The organism is Micromonospora sp. LA-10 (assembly GCF_051853095.1).
Lineage (GTDB): Bacteria > Actinomycetota > Actinomycetes > Mycobacteriales > Micromonosporaceae > Micromonospora > Micromonospora echinospora_A.
The window spans coordinates 5,980,253-5,992,722 of record NZ_CP195710.1 but is presented as its reverse complement, the minus strand read 5'-3'; the positions used below and the strand labels follow the sequence as shown (position 1 = coordinate 5,992,722).

At 75.0% G+C, this 12,470-nt stretch carries 6 protein-coding genes and 1 pseudogene; all 7 read right to left on the bottom strand.

Translation table 11 applies throughout. From position 1 onward, the window contains the following. Nucleotides 1-41 precede the first annotated feature (41 nt). On the bottom strand, nucleotides 42-1,268 hold the full coding sequence (locus ACSDG8_RS27935; RefSeq protein WP_439427370.1) for a cysteine desulfurase-like protein: 1,227 nt from the start codon (nucleotides 1,266-1,268) through the stop codon (nucleotides 42-44). Nucleotides 1,269-1,305: 37 nt separating this feature from the next. Continuing rightward, nucleotides 1,306-2,154, bottom strand: a complete 849-nt coding sequence (locus ACSDG8_RS27930) for a glycosyltransferase family 8 protein (RefSeq protein WP_439427369.1) — start codon at nucleotides 2,152-2,154, stop codon at nucleotides 1,306-1,308. A 285-nt stretch (nucleotides 2,155-2,439) separates the two neighbouring features. Next, nucleotides 2,440-3,660 carry an FAD-dependent oxidoreductase gene (locus tag ACSDG8_RS27925; RefSeq protein WP_439427368.1) on the bottom strand — a complete coding sequence of 407 codons (1,221 nt, stop codon included), beginning with the start codon at nucleotides 3,658-3,660 and terminating at the stop codon, nucleotides 2,440-2,442. Between the two features lie 26 nt (nucleotides 3,661-3,686). Continuing rightward, complete coding sequence (locus ACSDG8_RS27920; protein ID WP_439427367.1) at nucleotides 3,687-4,547, bottom strand: 3-hydroxybutyryl-CoA dehydrogenase; 861 nt, start codon at nucleotides 4,545-4,547, stop codon at nucleotides 3,687-3,689. A 17-nt stretch (nucleotides 4,548-4,564) separates the two neighbouring features. After that, a complete protein-coding gene (locus ACSDG8_RS27915; protein ID WP_439427366.1) occupies nucleotides 4,565-5,776 on the bottom strand; it encodes a glycosyltransferase in 1,212 nt (403 codons plus the stop codon). A 31-nt stretch (nucleotides 5,777-5,807) separates the two neighbouring features. After that, nucleotides 5,808-7,076, bottom strand: a complete 1,269-nt coding sequence (locus tag ACSDG8_RS27910) for an activator-dependent family glycosyltransferase (protein ID WP_439427365.1) — start codon at nucleotides 7,074-7,076, stop codon at nucleotides 5,808-5,810. A 45-nt stretch (nucleotides 7,077-7,121) separates the two neighbouring features. Beyond that, nucleotides 7,122-12,446, bottom strand: a pseudogene (locus tag ACSDG8_RS27905) (SDR family NAD(P)-dependent oxidoreductase); the annotation flags it as partial. Nucleotides 12,447-12,470: the final 24 nt, after the last annotated feature.

Below are 12,470 nucleotides of genomic sequence, written 5' to 3'. Positions count from 1 at the left end.
TCCAATCGTCGGTGCGGGGATGAGGTCGTGCGCCGGACCGGTCACCGGCACCCGTCGAGGTAGTCGGCCAGACCCTCCAGCAGGCGGTCGATGTCCTCCTCGGTGGTGTAGGGCGCCAGCCCGACCCGGACGCCGCCGGCCGCGCCCAGGCCGAGCCGCCGGGACGCCTCGGCCGCGTAGAACGTCCCCGAACCGACGTCGACGCCACGGCCGGCGAGAAACCGGTGCACGTCGCGGGGATCGTGGCCAGCGACGCCCAGCAGCAGCGTCGGGGTGCGCCGGGCGGCCCGCGAGTAGACCGTGACGCCCGGCAGGTCGGCCAGCCCTCGCTCGACCCGTACCCGCAGCGCGTCCTCGTGCTCCTCGATCGCGTCGAACGCCGAGGCGAGCCGCGCCCGCCGGTCGTCGTCGCGGGACGGGCCCAGGCCGGCGAGGAAGTCCACGGTGGCGCGGGCGCCGGCGAGCACCTCGTACGGCAGGATGCCCAGCTCGAACCGCTCCGGGACGTCGTCGGTGGCGGAGACCAGCTTGTCCGGCCGGAGTTCGTGCAGCAGGTCCGTGCGGGCGGCGAGGACACCCAGGTGCGGGCCGAGGAACTTGTAGCAGGAGCAGGAGAGCAGGTCCGCCCCGAAGGTGTCCAGGTCGACGCCGGCGTGGGCGCTGTAGTGGGCGGCGTCCACGTAGAACAGGGCGCCGGCCCGGTGGACCAGGCGGGAGAGCGCGGCGACGTCCGGCCGCGTGCCGATCAGGTTGGACGCGGCGGTGACGGCGACCAGGCGGCTCCGGTCGGACAGCACGGCCGCGAGGTGCTCGGGCGTCAACTCGCCGGTGTCCGGGTCGAAGTCCACCCAGCGGACCGTGGCGCCGCGGCGTTCCGCCGCCTGGACCCAGGGCCGGACGTTGGCCTCGTGGTCGAGCCGGGTGACGACCACCTCGTCGCCCGGCCCCCAGGTGTTGGCCAGCGCCCGGGAGATGTCGTACGTGACCTGGGTGGCGCTGCGTCCGAAGACGATCCCCTCCGGCGCCGCGCCGAGGAGGTCGGCGAGGGCGCGCCGCGCCTGCACGACGATCGCGTCGGCGTTGCGCTCACCGGCGGTGTACGCGCCGCGGTTCGACACCGGGTTGGCCATGGCCTCGGCCATCGCGTCGATGACCGGCTGTGGGATCTGCGTCCCGCCCGGCCCGTCGAAGTGGGCCGACCCGGCCTTGAGCGCCGGAAACTGGGCCCGGAGCGCGCCGACGTCGTAGTACCAGGGTGCCTTGTTCAATGCTCTCTCCGGAGGTCAGGGCGGAGCGAGGACTCCGCTACCGGGCCGCGGTCAGATCCGCGGTCGCCGGGAGATAGGTCAGGTAGAGGTCCTTGAGCGGGCCCGCCGGGAAGGACTCCTGCCACGGCTTCTTCTTGCCGGCGAAGTGGATGATCCGGGTCCGGTCGACCGCGCCGAGGTCCTGCTCGAAGCGGGTGAAGTCCATGTCGTTCCAGCGCGCGTCGAGGCGCAGCCACCGGTCGTCCACCGCGACGTTCATCGCGTCCTGCACGGCGAACCGGAGCGTCGCGGAGTTCGCCCGGATGTAGTCCAGCGCCCGGGTGGACAGCTCCGCCTCCCGGCACCGGGCCAGGTCCATCAGGAGCACCCCGGAGTTGAAGTAGTCGCTGCGTCGCCCGATCCGGCCGGCCTTCTCGTCCAGGCCCGGCACGCCCGTCGCCGCGCCGACCGTCGGCGTGCCGATGTCGATCGCCGCGCCGAGCAGCGCGTCCCCCAGGTCGGTACGCCACAGCTCGGTCAGGTCGCCGACGCACATCACGTCGGAGTCCAGCCAGAGCATGCGGTCCACGGCGTGCGGCACCAGGTCGGGCAGGAGGAGCCGGTAGTAGGCCGCGTTGGAGATCCGGGACGACATCATCCGCCACGACGACAGCGGCAGCTCGTCGAGTTCGCCGGGCACCCGCAGCACCTCGACGTCGCCGGAGCGCCGGCCCTGCTCGACGACGGCGGCGAGCACGTCCTCGGGGACGCCGGCGCCCGGCATCAGCCACCAGGTCACGGTCGCGCCGGCCGGGACGCCGGCCGCCGCGACCGAGTTCATCGTCGCCACGGTCCACCGGGCGAAGGCGAGGTCGAAGGCCACCGCGACGTGCATCGGTCCACTCATGGTCTCTCCGCTCACTGGTCGGCTGTCCCGGGACGGTCCCGGCGCCGGCGCTCGATCGCGCGCCCGCGCCGACGGAGCCCGGTTCTGCCGGGTCCGCCGGTACGGCGCGTTGGTCGCGTGTCACCGACGCGGACGCCGGGCGGCCGCCACGGCGTCTCTCGGCTCGCCCGGAACTCGTGGTCGCCGGACGTGCGGTCCGATTCGAATCATCGGTTGCCGGCGGGGTCGGGAACCAGGCAGAACCGTCGGAGGAATCGGTGCGCTGTCCTGTCGCCCCCGGGATCGTCAGGCCGGGACCGGCTGTTCCCAGTCGATGTGGTGCCCCCACAGGCGGGCCATCTCACCGCCGCTCAGCGCACCGGTGCGCCGGATGGTCCGGCGGTCGTGCCAGAGCGCGACCGACACGGCCAGGTTCCGGACGAACGCCTCGGCGCGCCCACCCGCCTGCATCCGTGCGTCCATCTCGGTGCCGATCCTGATCACCCGCTCGACCCGTTCCCGCCGGGCCCGCTCGTACCGGTGGAACGCCTGGCGCAGGTCCGGGGCGTCCCGCAGGCACCGCCCCAGCGTGGCCGCGTCCTCCAGCGCCATCGACGCGCCCTGCCCCACCGACGGCCGGACCGGGTGGGCGGCGTCCCCGATCAGCACCACCCGGTCGGTGAACCACGGCCGGCCGTCGGGCAGCGCGTGCGCCACGCTCGGCGGGTAGGCGGTCACGGTCCGCGCCACGATCCCCGCCGCGGGGGTCCGGTCGGCCTCCAGCATCCGACGCAGCTCGGCGAGCCAGCCCTCGGCGGGCAGGGCGGCCAGGCGTAGCGCGGCCTGCGGCGTGTCGGTGCCCGGCGTGGCCAACCACTGCACGGTCCCGTCGGGCTGCCGCACGTAGCCGAAGAAGGCCCGGGATCCGAAGAACGTCTGGAAGTCGCCCGGCTCGCCGGGCACGTCGAGCCGGTCGGTCCGGCCGCCCACCCCGACGATCGGCGTGGGCTCCGGCGGCGGCCCGTCCGGGTCGACCGCCTGCCGGACCGTCGACCACAGGCCGTCGGCGCCGATCACCGCGTCCCCGTCGGCCGATCCCCCGTCGGCGAAGGTGACGCGCACCCCGTCGGGGGTCTCGTCGAGGCCGACGAAGCGCTTGCCGTACTCCACCGGCACGCCCTGCCGGACGGCCTCCTCCAGCAGGACGGCGTACAGGTCGGCGCGGTCGATCATCTGCGTGGGCGTCGCGTCGGCCCGGTGCCGGCCGAAGGGCGCCGACCCGAGCCGGCGGCCGGTGTGCCCGTGCGCGACCACGGCCGTCATGTCCAGGCCACGCTCCAGCACGGCGTCCTTCATCCCGAGGGAGTCCAGCGCGTCCAGCCCGTTGGCGGCGACGAAGATGTACGCGCCCACGTCGTGCGCCGACCCCGGATACGCCTCGAACACGACCGGATCCGCGCCGATCTTCCGCAGGGCGACGGCCGCGGCGGCGCCCGCCACCCCGCCACCGACGATGAGTACTCGCATGGGCTCTCCCCGTTGTCTCGTGCGTCTCAGCGCGGATAGGTGTGGAACCCGCGGCCGGCCTTGCGACCGACCGCCCCCTCCGCCACCAGGCGGAGCAGCAGCTCCGGTGGGGCGTGGAGAGGCTCCTCGAACTCCTCGTGCAGCGCGGCGGCGGTCGAGGCGACGACGTCCAGCCCGATCAGGTCGGCCAGCTCCAACGGCCCGAGCGGATGGTGACAGCCGAGCTTCATCGCGCGGTCCACCGCGTCCGCGGTGGCGAGCCCGGCCTCCACCATCCGCACGGCGCTCAGCAGGTACGGGATGAGCAGGCCGTTGACGATGAACCCGACCCGGTCCGGCGACCAGACCACCTCCTTGCCGAGCTGCTCGGCGGCGAACCCGTGCACGGTGCGCCGGGCGTGCTCGCCGGTCTCCGCCGAGGCCACCAGCTCCACCAACGGCAGCACCGGCACCGGGTTGAAGAAGTGGGCACCGACCACCCGCTCGGGACGGCTGGTGGCCGCGGCCAGGCGGTGGATCGGGATGGATGAGGTGTTGGAGGCGATGACCGCGTCCGGCTCCGGCAGGACCCGGTCCAGTTCCTTGAACAGGGCGAGCTTGATCCGCTCGTCCTCGGGGACGCTCTCGACCACGAGCTGCCGGTCGGCGAGCGCGTCGAGGTCCGTCACGAAGCTGATCCGTCCGAGGGTCGCGTCCCGGTCCGCCTCGCTCAACCGGCCCTTGGCGACCAGCCGGTCCAGCGACCCGACGATCCGGGCGCGCCCCCGCCCGGCGGAGTCCGGGGTGGCGGCGGCCACCCGGACGTCGATGCCGGCCCGGGCGCTGATCTCGGCGATGCCGGCGCCCATGGTGCCGCAGCCCACGATTCCGACTCGTTCCACGTGCATGCGCAGTCCTTTCGGGGTCAGTGGAGCCGGTTCACGGCGGCGAGCACCGCGCCGGCCCCGTCCTCGGTGGCGATCCGGTCCCGCAGGCCCGCAGCGGCGTTCCGGTACGACGGCTCGCGCAGCGCGGCCGAGAGGGCCCCGGCGAGGCGGTCGACGGAGAGCTTGCGGTACGGCACCGGGGCCGGCCCGGCGCCCAGCGCCGCCACGCGACCGGCCCAGAACGGCTGGTCACCGAGGATCGGCACGCCCACCGTCGGCACGCCGGCCCGCAGCCCGGCGGCGGTGGTGCCGGCGCCGCAGTGGTGCACCACCGCGGCCGTGCGCGGGAAGAGCCACTCGTGCGGCGTCTCCCCGATCGTGATCGTGCTGTCCGACCGGCCGGCCAGCTCGCCCCAACCGGCGTGGATGACGCCGCGCGCGCCGACCCGGCGCAGCGCCTCGTCCACGGTCGCGGCGATCCGCGCCGCGTCGGAGATCTTCCGACTGCCGAATCCGACGTACACCGGCGGCGGCCCGGCGGCGAGGAAGTCGGCCAGCTCGGCCGGCGGCTCCCAGTCCGGCCGGACGGCGGGCCACAGGTAGCCGCACACCTCCAGCGCGGGACGCCAGTCCGCCGGCCGGGGCAGCACGCTGGGGCTGTAGCCGTGCAGGACCGGCCACGCGTCCATCTGCGCGGCCAGCTCCCGGCGGCTCAGTGGCCGCAGGCCGAGCCGCGAGCGCAGCTCCCGGGTGGCGCCGGAGACGAGGCGTCCCATCACCCCGAGCAGCAGGTGCCCGCTGGCCCGGTTGCCCCACCGGCCGAGCGACCCGCCGCTGCCGATGAACGACGGCGGGTGCTCCGCGGTCGGGAAGACCGGCTGGAGGAACACGCCCATGCTGGGGATGCCGAGGCTCTCGGCCACGTGCACGCCCTGCTGCGCCGGCATCGACAGCAGCAGGACGTCGGCGCCCTCCTTGGCCGCGGCGAGGATCGACTCGCCCAGTTCCAGCGTCTTCGCGGTGACCCCGCGCAGCGCCTGGGAGGAGTTCTCCGCCTGCGTCCACTCGCCCACCACCGCCGGGTCCCCCGGCATCTCCCGGAACTCGGCCCCGGCCGCCCGGACCAGGTCGGCGAACCGCGGGTACGCGGCGATCGCCACCTCGTGGCCCGCGCCCCGCAGCCGGGGCACCAACCCGGTGTAGGGAGCGACGTCCCCCATCGTTCCCAGTGCGACGACGAGCACTCTCATGGCATCTCCTGAGTTGGTTGCGGCACGGACGTCATCCGTCCAGGTCCCGGTGCCGGAGGGTCAGCTTCTCCAGCGCCGGCACCACCTCGTTCGGCGTCGGGTCGCTCATCGACTCCCGGCGCAGCCGGTCCGCCCCCTCGGCGAACCGCGGCTCGGTCAGCACCCGCTGGAGGCCGGCCCGCAGCGCCTCGGGGGTCAGCTCGGCCTGCGGGATCACCAGGGCCGCGCCCACCTCCTCGGTGCGCCGCGCCCGGTACGAGTTCTCGAAGACCATCGGCGAGATGAGCTGCGGTACGCCGTGGTGGACCGCGGTCGACCAGGTGCCGGCGCCGCAGTGGTGGGCCACGGCGGAGCAGGTGGGCAGCAGCGCGTGCAGCGGCACGAAGTCCACGGCCCGGACGTTGTCCGGCAGCCGGGAGACCTGCTCCCGCTGCTCGGCGTTCAGCGTGGCGACGATCTCGACGTCCAGGTCGCCCACCGCGTCGAGGAGCCCCTCCAGCGAGCCGAGCAGGTAGCCGGCGTCGTCGCGCGCGGTCAGGCCGAGGGTCAGGCAGACGCGGGCCCGTTCCGGGGGCACGCGGAGCCAGTCGGGCACCACCGCCGGCCCGTTGTACGGCACGTACCGCACCGGCACGGTCGGTTCGCCCAACGGCATCCGGATGCTCGCCGGCAGCGTGTCGATGGTCCACTGCCCCCGCACGACCGTCTCGTCGAAGTCGAGCCCGTACCGGTCGAGCAGCCCGCCGAGCCAGTCGGCGAGCGCGTCGTGCGCGGCGCCGGGCGGGCGTTCGGCGCGCTGGGCGAGGAACCGGGCCCGCAGGTCGATCAGCAGGTCGGCCCCCCACAGCAGCCGGGCGTGCGCCGCGCCGACCGCGCGGGCGGCGACCGCGCCGGCCACCGTGAACGGCTCCCACACCACCAGGTCGGGACGCCACGAGCGGGCGAACTCCACCATCCCGTCGACCATCGAGTCGTTGTTCGCGTGGGCGAAGAAGTGCTCCGGCAGCATGCCGTTGAGGGCCTTGAGGAACTCCCAGCTGTGCACCTCCGGCCGGGCCGGGTCGAGGTCGACCGCGTTCCATCTGTCCTCGGTTCCGCCGCCCACACCGGACACGGCGTCGAGCAGGTCGTGGTCTTCGCCGACCGGCACCGCGGTCAGCCCGGCGGCGGTGACGGCCCGGGTCAGTCGCGGCTGGCTCGCCACCCGCACCTCGTGGCCGGCGGTGCGCAGGGCCCAGGCCAGCGGCACCATGCTGAGGAAGTGGGTCTCCATGGCGAACGAGGCGAACAGGACACGCACGTGGTCAGCCTCCCGGGGTCGGGGTCGGGGTCGGGTCGGGGCGGGTCATCCGACGCCGATCTCGCGGTCGATGAGCGCGAACATCTCGTCGTCGGTGGCGGCCACGATCGCCTCCTGCGCGGGGGCCTCACCCCCGTGCCGGGTGACGAGCGCGCGCAGCCGGGTGACGAGCGCGGCCCGGTCGGCGTCGGGCACGTCGAGCGCGCCGAACGCCTCGTCCAACCGATCCAGTTCGGCGTGCAGCGACTCCGCCGGCGTCGGTTCCGCGCCGATCAGCTCGCCGCGCAGGAAGGCCAGCAACTCGGCCGGGGTGGGGTGCTCGAACACCATGGTCGCGGAGAGCCGCAGCCCGGTGGCGGCGCCGAGCCGGTTGCGCAGCTCGACCGCGGTCAGCGAGTCGAGGCCGAGGTCGCGGAAGGGCCGGACCGGGTCGAGCGTGGCCCCGGACTCGTGCCCGAGCACGGCCGCCACCTCGGTGTACACGAGGTCGGCCAGGGTCTGCTCGCGACGTGACGCCGGCATCGCGGCGAGCCGGTCGGCCAGCGACCGCCCGTCGCCGGGCCCTGCGGCGGTCCGCCGTCCGGCGCCGGAGAGACCACGCAGCAGCGCGGACGACAGGGCGGCCGGGTCCAGCCGGACCGGCACGAGGACCGCCTCGTCGCGACGCATCGCCGCGTCGAACAGCGCCAGCCCCTCCTGCGCCGAGAACGGGCGGATGCCGCCGCGGGCCAGCCGGCGGCGACGGTCCTCCGGGTCGAGATGTCCGGCCATGTCGCTGTCTTCCGCCCAGAGGCCCCAGGCCAGCGAGGTCGCCGGGAGTCCGGCGGCCCGCCGCCGGACGGCGAGGGCGTCGAGGAAGGCGTTGGCGGCGCAGTAGTTCGCCTGGCCCGACGCGCCGAAGGTGCCGGACGCCGAGGAGAAGAGCACGAAGGCCGCCAGGTCGGCGTTCCGGGTCAGCTCGTCGAGATGCGACGCCGCGTCCGCCTTCGCGCCGAGGACGGCCTCGAACCGCTCCGGGGACTGCGCGGCCAGCAGCGCGTCGTCCAGCACCCCGGCGGCGTGCACCACGGCGGTCAGCGGCCGGTCGAGCCGGGCCAGCAGGCCGGCCAGGGCGTCCCGGTCGGACACGTCGCACGCCTCGAACCGGACGTCCGCGCCGGCGCGCCCCAACTCGTCGACGAGTTCCGCCGCGCCGGGGGTGTCCGGTCCCCGGCGGGAGGCCAGCACCAGGCGACGCATGCCGTGCGCGACCACCAGGTGGCGGGCCAGCAGCCGGCCGATCCCGCCGCCGCCGCCGGTGACCAGCACCGTCCCCTCCGGGTCGGGCATCCGGCCGGCCGCGGGACCGGCGGTGGAGGGGACGAGCCGGCGCGCGTACAGCCCGCCGTCGCGCACCGCCACCTGCGGCTCGCCGCTCGCCACGGCGGCGCCGACGGATGCTGTGTCCCCCGGCACGTCCACGTCGACCAGGACGAAGCGACCGGGGTGCTCCGCCTGCGCCGACCGGACCAGCCCGTGCACGGCCGACTGGGCCGGGTCGGCCTCCGCGCCGCTGGTGACCAGCGCCAGCGTGCACGCCTCGGTCCGGTCGTCGGCCAGCCAGCCCTGGAGCAGGGTCAGGACCCGCGCGACGTACGCCCGGGCGGCCTCCGGCGCCGGGCGGCCGTCCGGGGCCGGCAGGGCCACCGCGACGGCGGCCGGCAGCTCCGCCGGCAGGTCGGCGAGGTCGTCGACGGCCACCACGCTCACCGGCTCCCGGTCCGGCAGCGGGGTCCACACCAGCGAGAAGAGCGCGTCGTCGACGACGGCCCGGGTCGGGCCGAGCTGGTCGCCGGTCAGCGGCCGGGCGACGATGCCGGCGACCGACGCGACCGGCGCGCCCTCGGCGTCGCACACGTCGACGCGGCGTCCGTCCGGGCCGGCCGGGCCGATCCGCACGCGCAGCGCCGACGCCCGCACCGCGTGCAGGGCGATCCGGTTCCAGGAGAACGGCAGACTCGGTGTGCCCGATCCGTCCGTGAGGTCGGCCACCACCGCGGCCTGCAACGCCGCGTCGAACAGGGCCGGGTGCAGGCCGTAGCCGGTCGGTTCGACACCCTCCGGCACGGCCACCTCGGCGTAGACCTCGTCGTCGGTGCGCCAGACCCGCCGCAGGCCCCGGAACGCCGGACCGTAGCGGAACCCGTGCTCGGCCAGCCGGTCGTACGCGTCGGCGAGGTCGACCTCGGCGGCGGGTGGGGGCCAGCGGGTCAACGAGACCGCGTCGGAGGCTGGCGCGGGGGCCAGTGTGCCGACGGCGTGCGTGGTCCAGCCGGCGCCCGCGGTCGCGGTGTCCGGTTGGCCGTACACGGTCAGCGGACGCCGGCCGTCGTCCTCGGCCGGCCCGACCACCACCTGGAGGCGCACCCCGCCCTCGGCGGGCAGGGTGAGCAGGGCCGGGATGGTCAGCTCGTCGACCACCTCGCATCCGACCTCGTCGGCGGCGCGCAGCGCCAGCTCCACGAAGGCGGTGCCGGGAAGGACGACGACGTCCCGCACCGCGTGGTCGGCCAGCCACGGCTGGGTACGCAGGGACAACCGCGTGGTGAACAGGAAGCCCCCGGTCTCCGGCAGCGCCAGGGCCCCGCCCAGCAGCGGGTGGTCCGGGGCGGCCAGGCCGAGCGACGTCACGTCCTGCTCCGGCGGACCGACCACGTCGAGCCAGAAGCGGCGGCGCTGGAACGCGTACGTGGGCAGGTCCACCCGGCGGCGCACGCCGCCGTGCACCGCCGTCCAGTCGAGGTCGACCCCCCGGGTGAACGCCTCGGCCAGCGCCGTCGGGAAGCGGTCCCCCTCGTCGCGGCGCAGCGAGCCGAGCACCGCGGCGTCCACGCCCCGGTCGTCGACGATGCCCTGGAGCGCCATGGTCAGCACTGGGTGCGGGCTGCACTCCACGAAGATCCGGAAGCCGTCGTCGAGCAGGGCGTCCACGCCGCCGGCGAAGTCCACGGGTTCGCGGCAGTTGTCGAACCAGTACGCGGCGTCCAGTCCGGCCGTGTCCCGTGGCCCGGGGGTGACCGTGGAGTAGAACGCGACCTCGGACGGGCCCGGGGAGAGCCGGCCGAGCCGGTCGAGCAGGGTCTCCCGGATGCCGTCGACCTGCGCCCAGTGGGTGGCGGCGGCGGCGGACACCACCCGGGCGCGCAGGTCGTCGGCCACGCAGGCGGCGACGAACTCCCGCACCGCGCCGGCCTCACCGGCGACGGTGGTCGAGGTCGGCCCGTTCATCGCGGCCACCGTGAGCGCGTCGCCCCAGCCGGCGATCCGCTCCCGCACCTGCTCGGCGGAGAGCATGACCGAGGCCATCGCGCCGCCCAGCTCGGTGACGATCAACCGGCTGCGCAGGGCGACCACCCGGGCGGCGTCAGCGAGCGGCAGGCCGCCGGCCACCACCGCGGCGGCGAGTTCGCCCTGCGAGTGACCGATCACGGCCGCCGGGCGGACCCCGTACGACTGCCAGAGCGCGGCCAGCGACACCATCACCGTGAACAGCGCCGGCTGGGCCACCTCCAGGTCGTCCAGGGTGGGCGCGTCCGGCCGCCCGAGCAGGACGTCGGTCAGCGGGAAGTCGAGGTACGGCGCGAACGCCTCGGCGCACTCCGCCGCCCGGGCCGCGAACACCGGGTGCCGCATCAGCTCCACCGCCATGCCGGCCCACTGCGATCCGTGGCCCGGGAAGACGAGGACCAGGCCGCCGCCGACCACGCCACCGCGGACGACGGCGGGGTCGGGCGTGCCCTCGGCCAGGGCGGCGAGCCCGGCGACGAGGGCGGGCCGGTCGCCGCCGAGCACCACCGCGCGGTGCTCCAGCGCGGCCCGGGTGGTGGCCAGCGACCAGCCCACGTCCACCGGCGCGGCGTCGGTCCGGGCCAGGAAGGCGCTCAGCCGGTCGGCCTGCGCGCGCAGCCCGGCGTCGTCGCGTGCCGAAACCGGCCAGAGGATCGTCGCCGGGGCCGGCGCCGCGACGGGCGGGTCGACCGGTTCCTCCTCCGGGGGTGCCTGTTCCAGGACGAGGTGGGCGTTGGTGCCACTGAGACCGAAGGAGGAGACGCCGGCCCGACGGGGACGGTCGACCTGCGGCCAGTCGACCTGCTCGGTCACCAGGGACACCGCACCGGCCGACCAGTCCACGTGCGGGGTCGGCTCGTCCACGTGCAACGTGCGCGGCACGACGCCGTGCCGCATCGCCTGCACCATCTTGATCACACCACCCACACCCGCCGCGGCCTGGGCGTGACCGATGTTCGACTTCAACGACCCCAACAACAACGGCCGATCCCGGTCCTGGCCGTACGCCGCGATCAACGCCTGCGCCTCGATCGGATCACCCAACCGCGTCCCCGTCCCGTGCGCCTCCACCGCGTCCACGTCCACCGGCGTCAACCCCGCGTCCGCCAACGCCGCCCGGATCACCCGCTGCTGCGCCGGACCATTCGGCGCCGTCAAACCGTTCGACGCACCGTCCTGATTGACCGCCGAACCCCGCACCACCGCCAACACCCGATGACCACGACGCCGCGCGTCCGACAACCGCTCCAACAACAGCAACCCGACGCCCTCGGCGCCCGCGGTGCCGTCCGCGTCGGCGCTGAACGACTTGGCGCGCCCGTCCGGGGCGAGGCCGCGCTGCCGGCTGAACTCGATGAAGAACGACGGGCTGGACATCACGGTCGCCCCGCCGGCCAGCGCCATCGTGCACTCGCCCCGACGCAACGCCTGGACCGCCAGGTGGATCGCCACCAAGGACGACGAACACGCGGTGTCCACCGTCATCGCCGGCCCCTCCAGGCCGAAGGTGTAGGACACCCGACCGGCGGCGACGGCCACCGTGTTGCCGTTGGAGAGGTAACCCTCGTACTCGCCGGCCAGGCCGGGCGACATCATCTGCCGGACGCCGTACCCGCCGGCCATCACGCCGGTGAACACGCCGGTCTGGCTGCCACGCACGGACGTCGCGTCGATCCCGGCCCGTTCGAACGCCTCCCACGCGGTCTCCAGCAGCAGCCGCTGCTGCGGGTCCATGGTGGTGGCCTCGCGGGGCGAGATGCCGAAGAAGGCCGCGTCGAACTCCCCGACGCGCGGCAGCAGCCCGGCCTGCCGCACGTAGCTGCGACCCGTACGGTCCGGGTCGTCGTCGAAGAGGTTGTCCAGATCCCAGCCGCGGTCGTCGGGGAAGTCCCCGATGGCGTCGGTTCCCGACGACACCAGCCGCCACAGGTCCTCGGGCGACTGGACGCCACCCGGGTACCGGCAGCTCATCGACACGATGGCCACCGGCTCGCCGCTGGCCTCGACCTGACGCCGCAGCCGCTCGGTCTCCTTCAACGACGCCCTGAGGGCCTCGATCATCCGGTT

Coding starts and splice junctions, on each gene's coding strand:
- ACSDG8_RS27930 (WP_439427369.1), bottom strand. CDS start 2,154: ATGAGTGGACCGATGCACGTCGCGGTGGCCTTCGACCTCGCCTTCGCC.
- ACSDG8_RS27925 (WP_439427368.1), bottom strand. CDS start 3,660: ATGCGAGTACTCATCGTCGGTGGCGGGGTGGCGGGCGCCGCCGCGGCC.
- ACSDG8_RS27920 (WP_439427367.1), bottom strand. CDS start 4,547: ATGCACGTGGAACGAGTCGGAATCGTGGGCTGCGGCACCATGGGCGCC.
- ACSDG8_RS27915 (WP_439427366.1), bottom strand. CDS start 5,776: ATGAGAGTGCTCGTCGTCGCACTGGGAACGATGGGGGACGTCGCTCCC.